This is a genomic window from Streptomyces sp. NBC_00425, from assembly GCF_036030735.1.
GTDB lineage: Bacteria > Actinomycetota > Actinomycetes > Streptomycetales > Streptomycetaceae > Streptomyces.
The window spans coordinates 3,243,494-3,262,882 of sequence record NZ_CP107928.1; the positions used below are offsets into that span (position 1 = coordinate 3,243,494).

General features: G+C 71.2%; 22 protein-coding genes. 2 read left to right on the forward strand and 20 right to left on the reverse strand.

Features of this window, described 5'->3' with window-relative positions:
• Positions 1-186: 186 nt before the first annotated feature.
• Complete coding sequence (gene rlmN, locus OHS82_RS13510) at positions 187-1,293, reverse strand: 23S rRNA (adenine(2503)-C(2))-methyltransferase RlmN (protein ID WP_057580538.1); 1,107 nt, start codon at positions 1,291-1,293, stop codon at positions 187-189.
• Positions 1,294-1,463: 170 nt separating this feature from the next.
• On the opposite strand from rlmN, the gene OHS82_RS13515 reads away from it, so the two are divergent.
• On the forward strand, positions 1,464-1,685 hold the full coding sequence (locus OHS82_RS13515; RefSeq protein ID WP_242433211.1) for a hypothetical protein: 222 nt from the start codon (positions 1,464-1,466) through the stop codon (positions 1,683-1,685).
• A 92-nt stretch (positions 1,686-1,777) separates the two neighbouring features.
• Here OHS82_RS13515 and OHS82_RS13520 read toward each other — a convergent pair whose 3' ends face one another.
• The 5 genes from OHS82_RS13520 to rpsB form a co-directional block, all read right to left on the reverse strand.
• On the reverse strand, positions 1,778-2,980 hold the full coding sequence (locus OHS82_RS13520; RefSeq protein WP_057580536.1) for a phosphatidate cytidylyltransferase: 1,203 nt from the start codon (positions 2,978-2,980) through the stop codon (positions 1,778-1,780).
• Complete coding sequence (gene frr, locus OHS82_RS13525; protein WP_057580535.1) at positions 2,980-3,537, reverse strand: ribosome recycling factor; 558 nt, start codon at positions 3,535-3,537, stop codon at positions 2,980-2,982. Before frr ends, OHS82_RS13520 begins: the two co-directional genes overlap by 1 nt.
• A gap of 173 nt (positions 3,538-3,710) precedes the next feature.
• Entirely contained in the window at positions 3,711-4,469 is a 759-nt protein-coding gene (gene pyrH, locus OHS82_RS13530; RefSeq protein ID WP_057580534.1) for a UMP kinase, read from the reverse strand.
• Positions 4,470-4,658: 189 nt separating this feature from the next.
• The gene (gene tsf / locus OHS82_RS13535; RefSeq protein ID WP_057580533.1) at positions 4,659-5,495 is read right to left on the reverse strand and encodes a translation elongation factor Ts; all 837 of its coding nucleotides are present in this window, start codon (positions 5,493-5,495) and stop codon (positions 4,659-4,661) included.
• Between the two features lie 155 nt (positions 5,496-5,650).
• On the reverse strand, positions 5,651-6,592 hold the full coding sequence (rpsB, locus tag OHS82_RS13540; RefSeq protein ID WP_057580532.1) for a 30S ribosomal protein S2: 942 nt from the start codon (positions 6,590-6,592) through the stop codon (positions 5,651-5,653).
• Between the two features lie 494 nt (positions 6,593-7,086).
• On the opposite strand from rpsB, the gene OHS82_RS13545 reads away from it, so the two are divergent.
• Positions 7,087-7,683 carry a murein hydrolase activator EnvC family protein gene (locus tag OHS82_RS13545; protein ID WP_443041113.1) on the forward strand — a complete coding sequence of 199 codons (597 nt, stop codon included), beginning with the start codon at positions 7,087-7,089 and terminating at the stop codon, positions 7,681-7,683.
• Positions 7,684-7,778: 95 nt separating this feature from the next.
• Here OHS82_RS13545 and OHS82_RS13550 read toward each other — a convergent pair whose 3' ends face one another.
• The 14 genes from OHS82_RS13550 to rimM form a co-directional block, all read right to left on the reverse strand.
• Entirely contained in the window at positions 7,779-8,336 is a 558-nt protein-coding gene (locus OHS82_RS13550) for a TetR/AcrR family transcriptional regulator (protein WP_057580531.1), read from the reverse strand.
• Positions 8,337-8,428: 92 nt separating this feature from the next.
• On the reverse strand, positions 8,429-9,271 hold the full coding sequence (whiG, locus tag OHS82_RS13555; RefSeq protein WP_057580530.1) for an RNA polymerase sigma factor WhiG: 843 nt from the start codon (positions 9,269-9,271) through the stop codon (positions 8,429-8,431).
• A 273-nt stretch (positions 9,272-9,544) separates the two neighbouring features.
• Entirely contained in the window at positions 9,545-10,702 is a 1,158-nt protein-coding gene (gene dprA / locus OHS82_RS13560) for a DNA-processing protein DprA (RefSeq protein WP_328433923.1), read from the reverse strand.
• Positions 10,699-12,315, reverse strand: a complete 1,617-nt coding sequence (locus OHS82_RS13565; RefSeq protein WP_057580528.1) for a YifB family Mg chelatase-like AAA ATPase — start codon at positions 12,313-12,315, stop codon at positions 10,699-10,701. The genes dprA and OHS82_RS13565 overlap by 4 nt, the downstream gene beginning before the upstream one ends.
• Position 12,316: 1 nt before the next feature.
• Complete coding sequence (locus OHS82_RS13570; RefSeq protein ID WP_079041371.1) at positions 12,317-12,718, reverse strand: YraN family protein; 402 nt, start codon at positions 12,716-12,718, stop codon at positions 12,317-12,319.
• A gap of 121 nt (positions 12,719-12,839) precedes the next feature.
• Positions 12,840-13,148 (reverse strand): DUF2469 domain-containing protein, encoded by a 309-nt coding sequence (locus tag OHS82_RS13575; protein ID WP_005311352.1) that lies wholly within the window; start codon positions 13,146-13,148, stop codon positions 12,840-12,842.
• Between the two features lie 56 nt (positions 13,149-13,204).
• Positions 13,205-13,681, reverse strand: coding sequence for an NUDIX hydrolase (locus OHS82_RS13580; RefSeq protein WP_057580578.1), 477 nt, complete (start codon positions 13,679-13,681; stop codon positions 13,205-13,207).
• Positions 13,682-13,775: 94 nt separating this feature from the next.
• On the reverse strand, positions 13,776-14,552 hold the full coding sequence (gene lepB / locus OHS82_RS13585) for a signal peptidase I (RefSeq protein WP_057580526.1): 777 nt from the start codon (positions 14,550-14,552) through the stop codon (positions 13,776-13,778).
• Between the two features lie 152 nt (positions 14,553-14,704).
• Positions 14,705-15,685, reverse strand: coding sequence for a signal peptidase I (lepB, locus tag OHS82_RS13590; RefSeq protein WP_057580525.1), 981 nt, complete (start codon positions 15,683-15,685; stop codon positions 14,705-14,707).
• Positions 15,573-16,670, reverse strand: coding sequence for a signal peptidase I (lepB, locus tag OHS82_RS13595; RefSeq protein ID WP_328433924.1), 1,098 nt, complete (start codon positions 16,668-16,670; stop codon positions 15,573-15,575). Before lepB (OHS82_RS13595) ends, lepB (OHS82_RS13590) begins: the two co-directional genes overlap by 113 nt.
• Positions 16,663-17,394: a signal peptidase I gene (gene lepB, locus OHS82_RS13600; RefSeq protein ID WP_057580523.1), complete on the reverse strand. Its 732-nt coding sequence runs from the start codon at positions 17,392-17,394 to the stop codon at positions 16,663-16,665. The genes lepB (OHS82_RS13595) and lepB (OHS82_RS13600) overlap by 8 nt, the downstream gene beginning before the upstream one ends.
• Before the next feature lie 45 nt (positions 17,395-17,439).
• Entirely contained in the window at positions 17,440-17,790 is a 351-nt protein-coding gene (gene rplS / locus OHS82_RS13605; protein WP_020128707.1) for a 50S ribosomal protein L19, read from the reverse strand.
• A 137-nt stretch (positions 17,791-17,927) separates the two neighbouring features.
• Positions 17,928-18,761: a tRNA (guanosine(37)-N1)-methyltransferase TrmD gene (trmD, locus tag OHS82_RS13610; RefSeq protein WP_057580522.1), complete on the reverse strand. Its 834-nt coding sequence runs from the start codon at positions 18,759-18,761 to the stop codon at positions 17,928-17,930.
• Positions 18,761-19,315, reverse strand: a complete 555-nt coding sequence (rimM, locus tag OHS82_RS13615; RefSeq protein ID WP_057580521.1) for a ribosome maturation factor RimM — start codon at positions 19,313-19,315, stop codon at positions 18,761-18,763. Before rimM ends, trmD begins: the two co-directional genes overlap by 1 nt.
• Positions 19,316-19,389: the final 74 nt, after the last annotated feature.

Consider the following 19,389-nt stretch of genomic DNA (forward strand, 5'->3'; position numbering starts at 1 on the left):
CCTGCCCGGGGTCCGCACGGGACCCCGGGCAGGGCGCAACAGCTCGAGTGATGACCGAACTTCCTACCCAGAATGACCTGGGCGAGGTTCAGAGGGTCTGCGGCCCGGTTGCCGCACTCTCAGCGCTGTGGCGCTCCCCTGTCGGAATATGAAGATGTCTGAATCTGACGATGCGATGTGGCCAGATTACCTCTCCGTGGCCGCGAGCTGACCACAGGCGCCGTCGATCTCCTGACCACGGGTGTCCCGGACGGTGACCGGCACCCCGTGCGCGGCGATCGCCTCGACGAACGCCTTCTCGTCCTCGGGCCGGGACGCCGTCCACTTCGAGCCCGGGGTCGGGTTCAGCGGGATCAGGTTCACATGCACGGGCTTGCCGCGCAGCAGCCGGCCGAGCCGGTCACCGCGCCAGGCCTGGTCGTTGATGTCCCGGATCAGCGCGTACTCGATGGACAGCCGACGGCCGGACCGCTCGGTGTACTCGAACCCGGCGTCCAGCACCTCGCGCACCTTCCACCGCGTGTTCACGGGGACGAGGGTGTCGCGCAGTTCGTCGTCGGGGGCGTGCAGGGAGATCGCGAGCCGGCACTTGAAGCCCTCGTCGGCGAACCGGTGGATGGCCGGCACCAGCCCGACCGTCGACACGGTGATGCCCCGCTGGGACAGCCCGAGGCCGTCGGGCGCCGGATCGGTGAGGGCGCGCACGGCTCCCACGACCCGCTTGTAGTTGGCGAGCGGCTCGCCCATCCCCATGAACACGATGTTCGACAGCCGCGCCGGCCCGCCGGGGACCTCCCCGTCCCGCAGCGCACGCATCCCGTCGACGATCTGGTGCACGATCTCGGCGGTGGACAGGTTCCGGTCGAGCCCCGCCTGCCCGGTCGCGCAGAACGGGCAGTTCATCCCGCACCCCGCCTGCGAGCTGATGCACATGGTCACCCGGTCCGGGTACCGCATCAGCACCGACTCCACGAGCGTGCCGTCGAACAGCCGCCACAGCGTCTTGCGCGTGGTCCCCTGGTCCGTCGACAGATGCCGCACGACCGACATCAGGTCCGGCAACAGCGCCTCGCGCAGCTTCTCGCGGGAACCGGCGGGGATGTCGGTCCACTCCGCCGGGTCGTGCGCGTAGCGCGCGAAGTAGTGCTGCGAGAGCTGCTTGGCGCGAAACGGCTTCTCGCCGACCTCCGCCACGACCTCCTTCCGCTCGGCGGGCGAGAGATCGGCAAGGTGCCGCGGCGGCTTCTGGGCTCCGCGGGGGGCGACGAATGTGAGTTCTCCGGGCTTCGGCATAACACGACCAGTGTCGCAGATCATCTCCGGCCCCCCGGTCCGCAGCGGGGTGGGAGTGGTCACCCACGAGCACCGCCTGCCGGCGTCGTTCGGCTCCCTACGGCCCGGAGACGGCCCGAAGGGCGTGCGACCGGGAATGGGATGATCCCCCCGGAGGGATGCGAGTGGACATGTTCGAACTGATGGAGTGGCTGGCCGAGCGCGGCGTCACGACCGTCTTCAAGGTCGACGGTGACCGCGTCGTCGAGCGACGGGCGGCATGGATGGTCATCGTCAGCGGCGGCCCGCTCGGTGACGACTCGTTCTTCCGTGCCGACCTGGCCACGCCGGACGCATGCCTCGACTCGCTGCTCACGCACCTGGAGACCAACGGCCTGTCCCCGTTCGCATGACCAACGGCCTCTGCTCGTGAGCCGGTCGTGCCACGGCAGCGGGCCCCGTCCTGGAGAGGAGGACGGGGCCCGCGACGCACGTGTGGGTGCCGTCAGCCCGAACCCGCGAACAGGACGAAGAGGGCCCAGACCACCGGTGCCGTCGGCAGAAGGCTGTCCAGGCGGTCCATGATTCCGCCGTGGCCCGGCAGCAGGGTGCCCATGTCCTTGATGCCCAGGTCCCGCTTGATCATGGACTCGCCCAGGTCGCCCAGCGTGGCGCTGACCGCGACGGCGAGACCGAGCAGCAGGCCCTGCCACCACGTGCCGTCGTCGATCAGGAACTGCATGCACAGCGCACCGGCCACCATCGCGAACGACACCGCGCCGAGCAGGCCCTCGCGGGTCTTGCCGGGGCTGATGCGCGGAGCGAGCTTGGTCTTGCCGAAGCGCCAGCCGACGGCGTACGCACCCGTGTCGCTGACGACCGTCAGGAGCAGGAAGATCAGGACGCGGAAGGCCCCGTCGTCGGCGGTGAGCATCAGGGCGACGAACGTGGCCAGGAACGGGACGTAGAAGGCCGCGAAGACGCCGGCGGTGACGTCCTTCAGGTAGCCCTCGGGCGGCTCGGTCATGCGCCAGACCAGCACCGCGAGCGCGGTGAGGGCCATGGCGACCCAGGCGCCCTCGGGTCCCCGGACGTATCCGGCGACGACCATCGCGGCCCCGCCGACCGCGAGCGGCACGAGCGGCGCCTTGATGCCCTTGCGCTCCTGCAGCCTGCTGGTCAGCTCCCACAGACCCACGACGACGGCGACCGCTATCACGCCGACGAACACGGCCTTGACGACGAACAGCGACGCCACGATCACGACGCCGAGCCCGACGCCGACCCCTATGGCCGCGCCCAGGTCTCGGCCCGCGCTCTTCTTCTGCGGTGCGGGCGCCGGCTGAGGGGCGTCGGGCATGGGCTCCGGATTCTGCGGCACCGCCGCAGGGGGCTGTGCCGACGGGGTGTCGTTGCCGTGGGCGGCGTCGCCGTAGGACTGGGTGCCGTAGGGCGCGCCGCCGTAGTTCTCGTCTCGGAACAAGGGGCCGCCCGGCCGAGCGGCCCCCCGGTCGTCATCCTGGTGACCGCCGTGTGCGGGTACGTCGGGGACGATGGGCATGGGGCGAGTCTGCTGCGCCTCAGGCGCATCGTACGCGGGACCCGCCGGGGCGGCCCCCTGGACAGGTCCCGGCCCCTGGTCGACGGGCCCCCAGTACCCGGCCCTCGGTCCGGCGTGCGGCGGTGAGCCCCAGGAAGAGTCGTTCATCAGACCTCGAGAAGCTCTGATTCCTTGTGCTTCAGGAGCTCGTCCACCTGGGCGACGTACTTCGCGGTGGTGTCGTCGAGCTCCTTCTCCGCACGGCGGCCCTCGTCCTCGCCGACCTCGCCGTCCTTGATCAGCTTGTCGATCGCGTCCTTGGCCTTGCGGCGGACCGCGCGGATGGACACCTTGGCGTCCTCGCCCTTGCCCTTGGCGACCTTGATGTAGTCACGGCGGCGCTCCTCGGTCAGCTCCGGGAACACCACGCGGATGATGTTGCCGTCGTTGCTCGGGTTGACGCCCAGGTCGGAGTCGCGGATCGCCTGCTCGATGTTGCGCAGCGCGGTCTTGTCGAACGGGGTCACCACCGCCATGCGCGGCTCCGGCACCGAGAACGAGGCCAGCTGGTTGATCGGCGTCGGTGCGCCGTAGTAGTCGGCGACGATCTTGTTGAACATCGCCGGGTGCGCACGGCCGGTGCGGATCGCGGCGAAGTCCTCCTTGGCGACGACGACGGCCTTCTCCATCTTCTCCTCGGCCTCGAGGAGGGTCTCTTCGATCACCACTTGCTCCTGCGTGTCTTGAGTAGGCCCGGCTGCGGATCCTTGCGGGGGCGGCGGCCGGCTGCGTCGCGTCTTCTTCCTGCACGGTTCCCGACCGGCAGGACATTGTCCATCCCCCGACCAGGGTCCGCCCCCCGGTCAGGTGTTGTCGTACGAAACCGGGTTTCCACCGGTCAGGCTCGGCCGCCTTGCTCGTCCACGAGCGTGCCGATCTTCTCACCCTTGACGGCGCGAGCGATATTGCCCTCCGCGAGAAGCTCGAAGACGAGGATCGGGAGTTTGTTGTCCCGGCACAGCGTGACCGCCGTGGCGTCGGCGACCTTCAGCTCGCGCGTGATGACCTCGCCGTAGCCGAGGGCGTCGTACTTGACGGCCGCCGGGTTGGTCTTGGGGTCGGAGTCGTAGACGCCGTCCACACCGTTCTTGCCCATGAGCAGCGCCTCGGCGTCGATCTCCAGGGCGCGCTGCGCGGCGGTGGTGTCGGTGGAGAAGTACGGCATGCCCATACCGGCGCCGAAGATCACCACACGGCCCTTCTCCAGATGCCGCACGGCGCGCAGCGGGATGTACGGCTCGGCGACCTGGCCCATCGTGATGGCGGTCTGGACGCGGCTGTCGATGCCCTCCTTCTCCAGGAAGTCCTGGAGGGCGAGGCAGTTCATGACGGTGCCGAGCATGCCCATGTAGTCCGAGCGGGCGCGGTCCATGCCGCGCTGCTGGAGTTCGGCGCCGCGGAAGAAGTTGCCGCCGCCGATGACGACCGCGATCTCGGCGCCGTCGCGCACGACCGCGGCGATCTCGCGGGCGATCTTGTGCACCACGTCGGGGTCCACGCCCAGGCCCCCACCGCCGGAGAACGCCTCTCCGGACAGCTTCAGCAGGAACCGGCCGTGTACCTTGCCGTCGTCGCTCTTCTGGGCCTTGGTGGTCATGGGAGTTCCCGCCTCTTTCGCGTGGTGCACAAACGAAGAAGGCCACTGCCGGTGGGGTGTCGTTCGCATCCCATGCGCGGCAATGGCCTCCTCGTCAGATCTGCTGTCGTCCGCCACGCGTGCGCGTGACGGCGTACCGGACGACTGCACCCGACCCTATCGGGCCGACGCGTCGATCGCGGTACGGACTCAGATGCCGACCTTGATGCGCGAGAAGCGCTTCAGGGTGACACCGGCCTCGTCCAGAACCTTCTGGACCGACTTCTTGTTGTCGAGCGCGTACGGCTGGCCGAGCAGCGTGGCGTCCTTGAAGAAGCCGTTGAGGCGACCCTCGACGATCTTCGGCAGGGCGGCCTCGGGCTTGCCCTCGGCGCGGGTGGTCTCCTCGGCGACGCGGCGCTCGGACTCGACGACCTCGGCCGGCACGTCCTCCTTGGAGAGGTACTTCGGCGCGAAGGCGGCGATGTGCTGGGCGACGCCCTTGGCGATCTCGGCGTTCGGCTTGTCCAGCTCGACGAGAACACCGATCTGCGGGGGCAGGTCGGGCATCGTGCGGTGCATGTACGCGGTGACGTAGCCGTCGGCGAACTGCGCGAAGCGGTCCAGCACGATCTTCTCGCCGAGGTTGGCGTTGGCCTCGTCCACGAACGCCTGGACGGTCTTGCCGGCCTCGATCTCGGAGCCGAGCAGCGCCTCGATGTCGGCCGGGGCGGTCTTCGCCACGTGCTCGGCGATCGCGGCCGCGACGGCCTGGAACTTGTCGCCCTTGGCGACGAAGTCGGTCTCGCACTTCAGCTCGACGATGACGCCGGAGGAGTTGTCGTCGGCGATGATCGAGACCACGGCGCCGTTCTCGGCGGAGCGGCCCTCGCGCTTGGCGACGCCCTTCTGGCCCTTGATGCGGAGCGCCTCGACGGCCTTGTCGACGTTGCCCTCGGCCTCGTCCAGCGCCTTCTTGCAGTCCATCATGCCGGCGCCGGTGAGCTCACGGAGCTTCTTGACGTCAGCGGCGGTGTAGTTCGCCATGATCTGTGAATCTCTCTCGGAGTTCGAAGTCTCGAAGATCTACGAAGATCTGCGGGCTGTGGGTGGACGGCGGGCGGCACGCTCGGTGCCCCCCGCCGTCACTCAGCCCTACGGCCGTACGGACCGCGTGGCGACCGTACGGCTCACGGCCTGACTCAGGCCTGCTCGCCCTCGGCGGCCGGAGCGGCCTCCGCGGCGGGAGCCTCGTCGGCGGCAGCCTCGGCGGCGGGGGCCTCGGCAGCGGCGGCCTCGGCGGCCGGAGCCTCGTCAGCGGCCTCGGCCGGCTTCTCGGCAGCCTCGTCCGCCTTCTCGGCGTCGGCCTTCTTCTCGCCCTCGAGCAGGTCGCGCTCCCACGCGGCCAGCGGCTCGCCGGCGGCCTTGTCGCCCTTGTCGCCCGTGGCGACGCCGGAACGGGAGATGAGGCCCTCGGCGACGGCGTCGGCGATCACGCGGGTGAGCAGGGTGACGGAGCGGATCGCGTCGTCGTTGCCCGGGATCTTGTAGTCGACCTCGTCGGGGTCGCAGTTGGTGTCGAGGATGGCGACGACCGGGATGTTGAGCTTCCGGGCCTCACCGACCGCGATGTGCTCCTTCTTGGTGTCCACGATCCAGACGGCGCTGGGGACCTTGGACATCTCGCGGATACCACCGAGGGTCTTCTCGAGCTTGGCCTTCTCACGCGAGAGGACCAGGAGCTCCTTCTTCGTCAGACCCGAGGCGGCGACGTCCTCGAAGTCGATGAGCTCGAGCTCCTTGAGGCGCTGCAGGCGCTTGTAGACGGTCGAGAAGTTGGTGAGCATGCCGCCCAGCCAGCGCTGGTTGACGTAGGGCATGCCGACGCGGGTGGCCTGCTCCGCGATGGCCTCCTGCGCCTGCTTCTTCGTGCCGACGAACATGACCGTGCCGCCGTGGGCGACGGTCTCCTTGACGAACTCGTAGGCGCGGTCGATGTACGACAGCGACTGGAGCAGGTCGATGATGTAGATGCCGTTGCGCTCGGTGAAGATGAAGCGCTTCATCTTCGGGTTCCAGCGACGGGTCTGGTGACCGAAGTGGACGCCGCTTTCCAGCAGCTCCCGCATCGTGACGACGGCCATGGCCGTTCTCCTTGGGTTTCTCGGTTGTGCCGCGGGAACCGGACGGCTCCCGCGCCTGACGCCCGCGATGCGCCGAGCCACGAAGGACCGAGGGGCGCGGATACCGGAAGACCGACCGTGGCCGGACCCCCGATATTGGGGCGTGCGAAGTCGACCCGGTGACCCGGATCGCCAGAAGAAGTGTACGGGACCCGCGGGGTGCCGGGTGACGCCGCTGTCCACAAGCGGTGCACGGTCCACAGGCCGCAGCCCTGATCGGCGGGATGCGGGACCGTTCGGTCATGTATGCGAAGCGATGCCTCGGCAGCCTGGCGCTGCTCCTGTCGATCATGATGCTGACGTCCACGGCGTGGGCCGGCCCACCCGCCTCACCGGACTCGTCCGCCCGCCCCGTCCCACCGCACCCGTCCGCCTCGCCCGTCCCACCGAGCCCGGCAGACCCACCCGACACCCCGCGCCCGGCAGACCCGACCGACCCGCAGAGCCGGTCCGACCTGCCGGGCCCGCCTGTCCCGCCGGACCTGCCTGTTCCTCCGGACCCGCCTGTCCCGGCCGCGCCGCCGTCGGCCTCCCCGTCCTCTGGTCACGCCCCCGCACCCGCCGAGGCCGAGGCGGGCGGCGAGGCGTCTCCCGTCCCGGCGATCGGCCGGACATGGCCGGTGGGCACGCGTCCGCCGGTGGTACGCGGCTGGGAGCCCCCGGCGACGCCGTACGCCCGCGGCCATCGAGGCGTGGATTTGGGGGCCCCGCCGGGCGCCCCGGTACGGGCGGTGGCGGCCGGACGCGTGTCCTTCGCCGGCCGGGTGGCGGGCCGGGGCGTCGTCTCGGTGGAGCTGACGGCCACGGGCCTGCCGCCGCTGCGCACGACGTACGAGCCCGTGCGGGCGTCAGTGCGCGAGGGCGACCAGGTGATGCCGGACCAGGTCGTCGGCACGGTGGAGCCGACGGGCTCGCACTGTGAGCGGACCTGTGTGCACTGGGGACTGCGGCGCGGCGGGACCTACCTGGACCCGTTGTCCCTGCTGCCGCCGTGGCTGCGGCGCACGGCCCCCTCCAGACTCCTGCCGGTACTGGGCGTGCCCCTGCCGTGACCCGGCCGGGGCGCCCCTGCCGTGCCGCGGCCGGCGCCGTCTTCGGGCGCCGGGGCGGCAGCGCCGAGCGCGGAAGCACGGAATCCGCGGCAGGGTCAGCCGCGGACTCCGCGCAGGACCATGCCGACCGCGGCCTCCGTGATCGCCGCCGGGTCCTCCGCGGCGCCCAGTTCGATCCGCCGCACCGCCGCGTCCACGACGCCCTGCAGCAGCATCGCCGCCAGCCGGGGCTCCGCATGACCCAGCTCGGCCAGCGCCTCGCCGATCATCGTCACGAGGCCGCCGTGCGCCGCCCGGATCTTCTCCCGGGCCCCGGCGTCCAGCTCGCTGGCCGAGATCGCCACGACGGCCCGGTGCCGCCGGTCCCCGACCAGCGCGAGCTGCCGCCGCACATACGCCTCGACCTTGGCCTCGGCACCGTCGGCGGCGGTCATCGCCGCCCCGACCTCCGCCGTCCACACGGGGAAGTCGACCTCGCACAGCTCCTCGACCACCGCGGCCCGCGACCGGAAGTACTCGTACACGGACGAGCGCGCGAGACCCGTCCGCTCGGCGAGGGCCGGGAACGTCAGCGCTTCCGTCCCGCCCTCGGACAACAGGGAACGTGCCGCGTCCAGCAGGGCGGCACGCTGCATCGACCGGTGCTCGGCCACGGAGGCCGCTCGAATCCTTGGCACGTCGTCCACTGTACGGACGCGCCACGCGCGGCGGGAGTGACTGCGCGCGCAGAGCGGCAACAGGCAGGTCAGCGACCGAAGCTCGCCAGTTTGGCCCGCAGCTGGAGCACCGATTTGGTGTGGATCTGGCTGACCCTGCTCTCGGTCACCCCCAGCACGTTGCCGATCTCGGCGAGCGTCAGCCCCTCGTAGTAGTACAGGGTGACGACCGTCTTCTCCCGGGCGGGCAGCGTGTTGATCGCCCGGGCGAGGAACCGTCTGAGCTCCCGGTCCTCGGCCACCTCCACGGGGTTGTCGGCCGCCGTGTCCTCGAGCGTGTCCATCAGGCTGAGGCGGTCGCCGCCCTCGCCGCCGACGTGCAGCAGCTCCTCCAGCGCCACCACGTTCGCCAGCGACAACTGACTGAAGACGGCGTGCAGTTCCTCGACGGCGATGCCGAGCTCGGCCGCGACCTCGCACTCCGAGGGGGTCCGCCGCAGCCGCGCCTCCAGCGTGGCGTAGGCCCGCTCCACGTTGCGCGCCTTCTGCCGGACCGACCTCGGGATCCAGTCCAGCGCCCGCAGCTCGTCGATCATCGCGCCCCGGATCCGGGTGATCGCGTACGTCTCGAACTTGATCTCCCGGTCGACGTCGAACTTCTCGATCGCGTCGATCAGCCCGAAGACCCCGGAGGACACGAAGTCGGCCTGCTCCACGTTGGGCGGCAGGCCGACGCTCACCCTTCCCGCCACGTACTTCACCAGCGGCGAGTAGTGCAGGATCAACTGCTCCCGCAGCCGCTCGTCGCCCGTCGCCTTGTACGAGCGCCACAGCTCGTCGAGCGTCGAGGGAGCGGGCGGCCGCACGCTGCCACCGTCACGGGCGGCTGGGGGGACCGCCGCCCGGTCGGACCCGGAGGTGTGCTGGGGCATTCGTCGCCTTGTGCCGTTCTGCCGTGAAGTGCGTCATGGTGGGTGTAGGTGCTACCAGGTGGTGCAGTGGTGCCGGTCTGTGACGGAATCCTCGTGAGCGTAGCGTGACTGCGGTGTCGCGGTGCGCGAAGGTCGCGGCCGGACCGGTACGCAGATACGTTCCGCTGGGCGCCCTCCCGGGGCAGGTCCATCGCGGTCGTCATCGCGAGGTCGCGTCAACTACGGGATTCCGCAAGGCATTCGGCGTTCCCCCGGACGGCCGAACCCCCCTGGTCAACACGGAGGCCGATCCCCTCGAACGGAGACCATCGCCTGGCGTGTCAACTTCCAGCCGTCGCCGTGTCGTTCGACGTAGCCGAGCGCTCTGAGTTCGTACAGCCTCGCGATCGCGTCGTCCGGCGTCGTCCGGGCCTCGCGGGCGAGCTCGTCGACCGCCGCGGTCCGGCGCGCCGGGAGCGCGGCCAGCACGCGCCGGGCACCCGGTTCGAGGAGGTCGCGCGGCAGCGTCGGCCCGCGCCGGTCGGGTGCCAGCTCCCCCATGTCGCCGACCAGCTCGACGACTTCCGCGGCGTCCGTGACCAGCACGGCCTCCTGCCGCAGCAGTTCGTGCACCCCTGCGGAGAGGCTGCTGGTGGCCGGACCCGGCACTCCTATCGTGTGCCGCCCCAGCCGCTGCGCCGCCCGGGCGGTGACCAGCGAGCCGCTGCGGTGGGCTGCCTCCACGACGACCGTGCCCCGGGTCAGTGCGGCGATCACCCGGTTGCGCAGGATGAAGCGGCTCGGCGTCGGATGGTCGCCGGGCGGCAACTCCCCGATCACCAGACCCTGTTCGGCGATCCTGCCGATCAACTGTGTGTGACCCCGCGGATAGGGCCGGTCGACCCCGCAGGCGAGGACGGCGACGGTGGCGCCGCCCGCCGCGAGGGCGCCCCGGTGGGCCGCGCCGTCGACCCCGTAGGCGCCGCCGGACACGACGACCCATCCTCGTTCGGCGAGGCCGGCGGCGAGGGAGGCGGCCATGTGGGCGCCGTACTCGGTGCAGGCGCGGGCGCCGACGACGGCCACCGAGCGCAGCGCCCACATCCGCAGGCTGGGCCGACCCCGCACCCAGAGCCCCAGCGGCCGGGCGTCCCCGAGCTCCTCCAGCGTCCCGGGCCACTCGGCGTCGCCCGGGGACACGAACCGCACCCCGGCCTCCTCCGCGAGCGCCAGGTCCCGCTCCGGTTCGGCCAGCTCGGCCCGCGCCCGAAGCCCGGCCCACCGCCGTGCGGTCACTCCCGGCAGCGGCTCGCCGTCCGTGCACAGCCGCCGCACCACCTCCCGCACCCCGCGCTCGCGCACCCACTGACCGCCCACCTCGTCGCCCGGCTCGACGACCCGGCCGAGGAAGACCCGGGCCAGCCGGTCCTCGGCCCGGGCGCCGGCGTTCACGTGAGGGCCCCGAGGGCCATCGGCGCCCCGCGGGGCACCCCTGTGCGCAACTGCAGGGCCAGGGCCACGTCCGTCGCGTCCGGCCGGTCGTGACCGACCAGGTCGGCGACGGTCCAGGCGACCCGCAGCACACGGTCGAGGCCGCGGGCGGTCAGCGTCCCTCGCTCCAGGTTCCGCTCCGCCTCGTCCATCGCGCCGACCGCCGCGTGCCAGCGGTGGCGCAGCTCACGGCCGGGCACCTCGGAGTTGGTCCGCCACGGGGTTCCCGCCAGCCGGACCGCCGCACGCTCCCGGGCGGCCCGCACCCGGTCGGCGACGGTCGTCGTGGACTCGCCTCCGGGCCCGCGGTGCGCGAGCTCGGCCCGGCTGACCGGGTCGACCTCGACGCGCAGGTCGACCCGGTCGAGCAGTGGTCCGGACAGCCGCGCCTGATAGCGGCGGACCGCGGAGGGCGAACAGTCGCACAGGGCGTCGCGCAGCGAGAAGCGCCCGCACGGACACGGGTTGGCGGCCAGCACCATGAGGAACCGCGCCGGGAACCGCACGACGCCCGCGCTGCGCGCGATCACCACATGCCCCGCCTCGAGCGGCTGTCGCAGGGCGTCGAGGACCCGGCTGCCGAACTCGGGGGTCTCGTCGAGGAAGAGCACACCCCGGTGGGCCAGCGACACCGCTCCGGGGCGGGCGATGCCGGGGCCGCCGCCGACCAGCGACTGCATCGTGGCCGAGTGGTGCGGGGCGCAGTACGGGGGCACGTCGATGAGGGGCTTGCCGGGCGGCAGCAGGCCGGCCACCGAGTGCACCGCCGTGACCTCCAGCGACTCCTCCCTGCACAGGGTGGGCAGCACCGCCGGCAGACGCTCCGCGAGCATCGTCTTGCCGGCGCCGGGCGGGCCCTGCAGGAAGAGGTGGTGTCCGCCCGCCGCGGCGACCTCCACAGCGGTCCGCGCCGAACGCTGGCCGACCACGTCCGCGAGGTCGTGCTCCTGGTCCGGGTGAGCGGCGCCCATGCCGGTGGCCGCGCCCGTGCCGGGCATCCGCAGGCCCGCCAGGAGCGGATCCGGGCGGCCCGCCTCGTCCGGCTCCTCCTCGGGGACGGGCTCGTCCGCCAGGACGGCGATCAGCTGGCGCAGGCTGCGCACCCCGAGCACGGAGACGCCCGGCACCAGCGATGCCTCGGCGGCGGCGCTCTCGGGCACGACCACCTGTTCGTATCCGGCGGTCGCGGCGGCCAGCACCGCGGGGAGGACGCCCCGCACCGGGCGCACGCGTCCGTCCAGGCCCAGCTCGCCGATCATCACGAGGTCGGCGAGCACCCGCGGGTCGATCCGTTCGGCCGCGCCGAGCACCGCACAGGCCACGGCGAGGTCGAAGCCCGATCCGCCCTTGGGCACGGAGGCGGGGCTGAGGCCCACCGTGAGCTTCTTCTGCGGCCACTCGCCGCCCGAGTTCACCACCGCGGCCCGTACCCGGTCGCGGCTCTCGCTCAGGCTCTTGTCCGGCAGCCCCACCAGGGTGAACGCCGCCACTCCGGGTTCGAGGTCGGCCTGCACCTCGACGACGACGCCCTCGACGCCCACCAGCGCCACCGCACACGTGCGCGCGAAACCCATCTCAGGCCACCCCCCGCGCGTGCTGCACGACGGCGGCTCCGCGGCGCGGCAGGACCACGCCGACCAGGTCGATCCGGACGCCGCCCGGCGGGGCTCCGCCGTGTGCCTGGATCCATCGTTCGGCGAGCCCGCGCAGGCGCTGAGCCTTCTTGGGCGTCACCGCCGCCATCGGGTGCTGGAAGCCGCCGTCCCTGCGGGTCTTCACCTCGCAGACCACCAGCATGTCGCCGTCCCGCGCGACGATGTCGATCTCGCCGCTCCTGCCGCAGCGCCAGTTGCGCCGCAGGACCGTCATCCCTGCCTCGGCCAGCCGCCGGGCGGCCAGCTCCTCGCCGTACCTGCCGAGTGCTCCACGTGCCCGTTGTGCGTTCATGTCGGCACCACCTCCGGCACCCACGCTCACGCATCCGCCGCCACCGGAAGGATCTTGGTGGACACGCCGGCCACTGTGGAGAACCCCGTCACCCGTCCGGGGGAATCCGTTTCAGCCGGACCCGCCGGGGCGCCCGGCGGGACGGCACGACTCAGCTCCCCGGAAGCTCCAGGTCGCTCTTGTTCAGCTCCTCGATGTTCACGTCCTTGAACGTGAGGACCCGCACCTGCTTCACGAAGCGGGCCGGCCGGTACATGTCCCACACCCAGGCGTCGGCCATCGACACCTCGAAGAACACCTCGCCCTGGACCGAGTGCACCTGCATCTCGTAGTCGTTGGTCAGATAGAAACGACGCTCGGTCTCGATCACGTATTTGAACAGACCGACGACATCGCGGTACTCCCGGTAGAGCTTCAGCTCCATCTCGGTCTCGTACTTCTCGAGGTCCTCGGCGCTCATGGCATGTTCCCCTTCAGCCGTGCGATCCCCCCATTGTGCGCCAGTCCCGAGCGGCCCTAGACGATTTCCGTGTCAAGGGTCACCGGTCCGGCCGGAGGACCTTCGTCGAGCAGCCTGCGCAGCAGCTCGGCGAGTCTGGTCGGATACACCGTCTCATGTGCCTGGGTCAGTTCCTGACACGTCCACCAGCGCGCTCCGGCGACACTGCGCCGTTCCAACTCGGTCAGGGCCGTCGCCCGGGTCGCCGTGACCGTCGTCCGGGCGAGGTAGTACCACTCGTCCTGGTCCCAGCGGCGGCCCGCGAAGGGGAAGGAGCACATCCGCCGCCACAGCACCGGACCGAGATCGACCTCGGTGATGCCGGTCTCCTCGACGAGTTCCCGCAGTGCGGCCTCCTCACGGGTCTCGTCGCCCTCCACGCCGCCGCCGGGCGTGAACCACCAGTGGTCGGCGGGGTCGTCCGGTTCATGCCCGTGCAGCAGCAGGATGCGGTCCTGCGGATCGAGGAGGACGACCCGTGCCACCCTGCGCAGCCCGCCCTCGTAGGAGTCGGCGTCCGCGCCGGTCGGCTCGTGCGCCGGCTCGGCGGGCGCCGGCTCGGCGGGCGCCGGCTCGGCGGGCGCCGGCTCAGCGGGCACCGGCGGACTCCGGCCGGGTGCGGCGGCGGCCCGTCCGCTTGGCGATCGGGCCGTACGCGCCGCCACCGAGCACCAGCGCCGCGCCGGCGACGATCAGCCAGCCGATCGTGCCCAGCGGGCCCGGCTCGGAGAGGGCGCCGAGGTCCTCGAAGCCCGTGGGGCGCTTCAGCATGCCGTTCATGGGCCAGACGACCGCCTCGACACGGGCCTTGACGGCGCTGCGGGCCACCGTGCCCTGGGCCGCGTCGGTGAGGTGGGCGGTGGAGTCCAGGGAGCCCTGCCGCTCGTCGCCGAGGAGGAAGAGCCTGCCGTCGGGGACCGTCACGGTCGGGAAGTTCTTGATCTCGGCCAGCGTTCCCGGTGGCAGATACGGTTCCTCGATCTGCTTGCCGTTGACGGTCAGCTTGCCGTCGGTGCAGCAGGAGACCGTGTCGCCGCCGACCGCGACCACGCGCTTGACGACGGGCGCGTTGCTCACCCAGGTCTTGTCGATGAAGACGACCACGTCCCCGCGGCGCACCTCGCCACCGTCGATGCGCTCGGCGAGCACGCGGTCGCCGGCGGCGATCGTCGGGCTCATGGAGCTGGTGGGCACGGTGTAGGGCCGGTAGAGCAGGGCTCCCCAGGCGAACCCGCCGAGGAACAGCACGAGGCCCAGTGCGACGGCCAGTCCGGACAGGCGCTGTCCGGTCCGGCTGCCCACCGGGCCGCTGCTGGTGCCACCGCCGCTGCGCGGGGCCGTTCGTGTAGTGCTCTCGCCACCCATGGACCCGCACCCTACCCGGCGGTACCGAACCCGGTCAGCCCCCTCTTTCCGGGCCTCGCCCGGTTCGGCCCGGTCTTCGCAGGCCGAGGTCACACGCTTGGGAAAGGGTTTGCCGAACGAGGGCCCGGTGGGAGGGGCGCGGGGCCCCGCGGTCAGCGGTTCCCGGAGTCCCCGGTCCGTCGGCGACGCCACAGGACCACTGGTACGACTCCGGCGAGGGCGAGACCCTGCGGCGCGACGGTGAGGGCCGCGGACGCCGCGGACCGATCGTTCAGACCGGTCTGCTCGAAGGTGTCCGGCACCGGCAGCGTGCCCCAGTGGGTGATCGGCCAGGCCTTGACGATGGCACGGCCGACGACCTGGTCGACGGGCACCATGCCGTGGTTCTTGTCCGACTGGTTGTACCGCGAGTCGCGCGAGTTCTGACGGTGGTCGCCCATCACCCAGACGTAGCCCTTGGGGACCTTGACCGAGAACTGACCGCCCTGGTCGTCCTGGCTGCACGGGGTGTTGCCGGGGTACACGTACGGCTCGTTCAGCGCCTTGCCGTTGACCGTGAGCGGGCCGGTGCCCTTGCAGGCGACGGTGTCGCCGCCGACGCCGATGACCCGCTTGATGAGGTCCTTCTCCTCCGCGGACGGCATCAGGCCGATCCAGCTGAGGACGGTCTGGAAGGCGTTCGGCTCGACGGTGTTCTCGCCCGCGAGCCAGTTGTCCGGGTCGTGGAAGACGATGACCTCGCCGCGCTCCGGCTCGGAGCCGAACCACGGGGTCAGCTTGTCGACGAGAACCCGGTCGCCGATCTTGAGGGTGTTCTCCATCGAGGCCGACGGGATGGAGAAGGCCTGCACCAGGAACGTCTTGATCAGCAGCGCGAGGACCAGCGCGATGCCGATCAGGATCGGCAGCTCCTTCCAGAAGGAGCGGGGCTTCTTCGCCTTCGGCGCCGGGCCGTCCGAACCGTCGCCGCCGGTGCGGGGCGGTTCGTCCGACGGCGGACCGTCGCCGCCCGCCACGGGGTCACTCCCGGAGGTCACGGCGCTGTCCGCGACCGGGTCGGCAGCGCCCACGGGGTGTCCGCGGTGCTCCTCGCCGTCGTGCCCGGACCGTGCGCCAACCGCCACATCCCCCACGCCAACTCCTCACCTTGTGCCGCTGCCTGCCCCACATACGACGCAGGCCCACCACTCCCATAACGAGCGGGAGTTCCGCAGGGGTCGGGAGTCTTCCGATCGATCCGTTCGGACCGTCGGAAGCAACCCTATGCGACGGCTGGGCGGAGGCGGTCGCCGCGACGGCCGAGCCGGTCACCGACGAGAAAGTTTGCGGTTCCTTGAAACGGATCCAGTGCCCGAGGGGCCAGGCGATCACCATGGCCCGGCCGACCACCTCGTCCTCCGAGACGGTGCCGCCGTAGTCGGTGTTGCGATGCGCCCTGGAATCGGCGGAGTTGGCCCGGTGGTCGCCCATCACCCACAGCCGCCCCTGGGGGACGGTGATGTCGAACGGGTCGTCCGAGGGCGTGTTGCCGGGGTAGAGGTAGCTTCCCTCTTCCAGGGGAACGCCGTTGACGGTGACCCGCCCCTGGGTGTCGCAGCACTTGACGTGGTCGCCGCCCACCCCGACGACGCGCTTGATGAGGTCCTTCTCGTTGTCGGACGGCAGCAGACCGATGAAGGTGAGCCCTTCCTTGATCTGCTTGACGACGACCGGATCCGCCTTCTTGGCGGTGGTCTGCTCTCCGTCGAGCCAGCCGCCGGGGTCCTTGAAGACGACGACGTCGCCGCGCTCGGGCTTGGAGCCGAACCACGGGGTGAACTTGTCGACCAGGACGCGGTCGCCGATCCGGATCGTCTGCTCCATGGAGCCGGACGGGATCACGAAGGCCTGCACCAGGAAGGTCTTCAGCACCAGGGCTATCAGGACGGCGACGCCGACCAGCAGCGGTATCTCCCGCACGGCCGAGCGCCTGCGCTTGCGCTTGACCTTGCGCTGCAGCTTGCGCCGCTCCGCGCGGGAGCGGCCGGGGCCCGGACCGGAGGTGCGCCGGACGCCGGTGGGCAGGAGGTTGTCGGCGGCGCGGTCGGAGAGGCCGCGCGGCTTGCCGCGGTTACCCACGGGCGCCCTCCGAGCCGGGCACGCGCGCGTAGGCGCTCGGACGCGAGAGTCGGGTGAGGTGGGCGAAGGGCCAGATGATCCAGTCGGCGCGGCCGATCACGTCGTCGACGGGGATCATGCCGCCGCCCGGTGAGCCCAGGTGGTCGCGGGAGTCGCTGGAGCGGCCGCGGTGGTCGCCCAGGACGAACAGGGCGCCGTCGGGCACGACCACGTCGAAGGCGGCCGTGGACGGGCTGTCGCCGGGATACAGGAATGTCGACTCGTCGACCGACCGGCCGTTCACCTGGATCCTCCCCTCCTTGTCGCAGCAGACCACGTGATCTCCCCCCACACCCACGACGCGCTTGATGTAGTCGGAGTTCCCGAAGTACCCGGTGCCGTCGAACACGACGACGTCGCCGCGCCGCGGCTCGGCACCGAAACGGTACGCCAACTTATTTACGAGAACGCGGTCACCGATCCTCAACGCGTTTTCCATGGATCCGCTGGGAATCTGGAATGGTTGCACCACGAAAGCGTTGAGGACGAGCAAAAACAGCAGGCAGACCAGCGCGGTCAGGCTGTAGCGGCCCCCGGGGACCCAGGACGCGATCCGTCCCGCCCACGCAAAACGCGACCGCCCCTCCGGTCCCTGCGGGTCCGCGGTCTCCTGGGAGACGTCGGCGGCCACGGAAGGGCGGGAGGAGCGATCGCGCTCCGGCGTCGGCTGAGCTTCGGTGTCCATCGGGGCCAGATGTTATCCGGCCCCTCCACGAACTCCGGAAGGCGCTCAGTTGTCGCGCTTCTCCTTGATCTTCGCGGCCTTGCCGCGCAGCTCACGGAGGTAGTAGAGCTTGGCGCGACGGACGTCACCGCGGGTCACGAGCTCGATCTTCTCGACGATCGGGGTGTGCACCGGGAAGGTGCGCTCGACGCCGACGGAGAAGGAGACCTTGCGGACCGTGAAGGTCTCGCGGACGCCGGCGCCCTGGCGGCGGATGACCACGCCCTTGAACTGCTGCACACGGGAGCGGTTGCCCTCGATGACGCGCACGTGGACGTTGACGGTGTCGCCCGGGCGGAAGGCCGGAACGTCGCTGCGCAGCGACGCGGCGTCGACGGAGTCGAGCAGGTGAGACATTTCGTCTGCTTTCTTCGCTGATGCCACAGGTCATCAACGGAACTAGATGTTCGAGGATTGAGTGCCGTGTGCCCGTCGAGGCGGGCGTCGTGTCCCCCTGCGGCAGGGGCGCACACCGGACGGCGCACAACAGCGTCCTATTCTTCCACGCCGTCGGTCCTGCGCCAAAATCGGCCGTACGGCGCACCCTCCGGGTCGGGCGTCCAGCCCAGGATGGAGAGCATCTCGCGGTCCTTCTTGTCGAAGGACGCGGGTGCGCAGCGCTCGATCAGGTCGGGCCGGTGGGCCGTCGTGCGCCGCAGGGCCTCGTCACGGCGCCATCGGGCGATCTTCCCGTGGTGGCCGCTGAGCAGCACCTCGGGGATCTCCCGGCCGCGCCAGGCGGGCGGCTTGGTATAGACGGGGCCTTCGAGGAGGTTGGCCATCGCGCCGGGGGCGAAGGAGTCGTCGCGGTGGGACTCGGCGTTGCCGAGCACGCCGGGCAGCAGTCGTGCGACGGCCTCGGTGACGACGAGGACGGCCGCCTCCCCGCCGGCCAGCACGTAGTCGCCGATGGACACCTCGTAGACGGGGATCCGGGCGGCGTACTCGTCGACGACCCGCCGGTCGATGCCCTCGTAGCGGGCCGGCGTGAAGATCAGCCAGGGGCGCCCGGACAGCTCGACGGCCAGTTCCTGGGTGAAGGGCCGGCCGCTGGGGGTGGGGACGACGATCGCCGGGGCGTGCGCGCCCCGCTCGTAACCGTCGGCGAGGACGGAGTCGAGGGCGTCGCCCCACGGGTCGGTCTTCATGACCATTCCGGGGCCGCCGCCGTAGGGGGTGTCGTCGACCGTGTTGTGCCGGTCGTACGTCCACTCCCGCAGGTCGTGCACCCGCACGTCGAGCTGCCCGCGGGCGCGTGCCTTGCCGACGAGGGAGACGTTCAGCGGCTCCAGGTACTCGGGGAAGATCGTGACGACGTCGAGGCGCATCAGGACTCTTCTCCGGCCGGGTCCCGGGTGCCGGCCACCTCGGCCCGGTCGTCGATGAGACCGGGAGGCGGGTCGATGACCGCCCGCTGCTCCTCGAGGTCGATCTCGGTGACGATCGACTCGACGAACGGGATCATCACCTCGCTGCCGTCGGGCCGCTCGACGATGAAGAGGTCCTGGGAGGGCAGATGCGAGATCTCGGTGATCCGGCCGACCTCGGCGCCGTCCACGGTGACCACGTCCAGGTCCATCAGCTGATGGTCGTAGTACTCGCCCTCCTCCTCGGGCAGCTCCTCGGGATCGACCTCGGCGATCAGGAGGGTGTTGCGCAGGGCCTCGGCGGCGTTGCGGTCGCGCACGCCCTCGAAGCGCAGGAGGAGGCGGCCGCTGTGGACGCGGCCGGTCTCGATGGTCAGCGGGCCGGTCGGGGCCGGGTCCGTGAACAGGACGGCGCCGGGTGCGAGCCGCAGCTCCGGCTCGTCGGTGCGTACCTCGACGGTGACCTCGCCCTTGATGCCGTGGGCGCGGCCGATCCGCGCGACTACGAGCTGCACTTCTGAAGATCTCCTGTCGTGCCTGTCGGTGCCTGTCGTCACGAGTGCCGTAACGACTGCGGGCCGGGGACGGC

Excerpts from the sequence above, each read along its gene's own strand:
- rlmN (WP_057580538.1), bottom strand. The coding sequence starts at position 1,293 with ATGCCGAAGCCCGGAGAACTCACATTCGTCGCCCCCCGCGGAGCCCAG.
- OHS82_RS13515 (WP_242433211.1), top strand. The coding sequence starts at position 1,464 with ATGTTCGAACTGATGGAGTGGCTGGCCGAGCGCGGCGTCACGACCGTC.
- OHS82_RS13520 (WP_057580536.1), bottom strand. The coding sequence starts at position 2,980 with ATGAACGACTCTTCCTGGGGCTCACCGCCGCACGCCGGACCGAGGGCC.
- pyrH (WP_057580534.1), bottom strand. The coding sequence starts at position 4,469 with ATGACCACCAAGGCCCAGAAGAGCGACGACGGCAAGGTACACGGCCGG.
- tsf (WP_057580533.1), bottom strand. The coding sequence starts at position 5,495 with ATGGCGAACTACACCGCCGCTGACGTCAAGAAGCTCCGTGAGCTCACC.
- rpsB (WP_057580532.1), bottom strand. The coding sequence starts at position 6,592 with ATGGCCGTCGTCACGATGCGGGAGCTGCTGGAAAGCGGCGTCCACTTC.
- whiG (WP_057580530.1), bottom strand. The coding sequence starts at position 9,271 with ATGCCCCAGCACACCTCCGGGTCCGACCGGGCGGCGGTCCCCCCAGCC.
- OHS82_RS13565 (WP_057580528.1), bottom strand. The coding sequence starts at position 12,315 with ATGGGTTTCGCGCGCACGTGTGCGGTGGCGCTGGTGGGCGTCGAGGGC.
- OHS82_RS13575 (WP_005311352.1), bottom strand. The coding sequence starts at position 13,148 with ATGAGCGCCGAGGACCTCGAGAAGTACGAGACCGAGATGGAGCTGAAG.
- lepB (WP_057580526.1), bottom strand. The coding sequence starts at position 14,552 with ATGGGTGGCGAGAGCACTACACGAACGGCCCCGCGCAGCGGCGGTGGC.
- lepB (WP_057580523.1), bottom strand. The coding sequence starts at position 17,394 with ATGGACACCGAAGCTCAGCCGACGCCGGAGCGCGATCGCTCCTCCCGC.
- rplS (WP_020128707.1), bottom strand. The coding sequence starts at position 17,790 with ATGTCTCACCTGCTCGACTCCGTCGACGCCGCGTCGCTGCGCAGCGAC.
- trmD (WP_057580522.1), bottom strand. The coding sequence starts at position 18,761 with ATGCGCCTCGACGTCGTCACGATCTTCCCCGAGTACCTGGAGCCGCTG.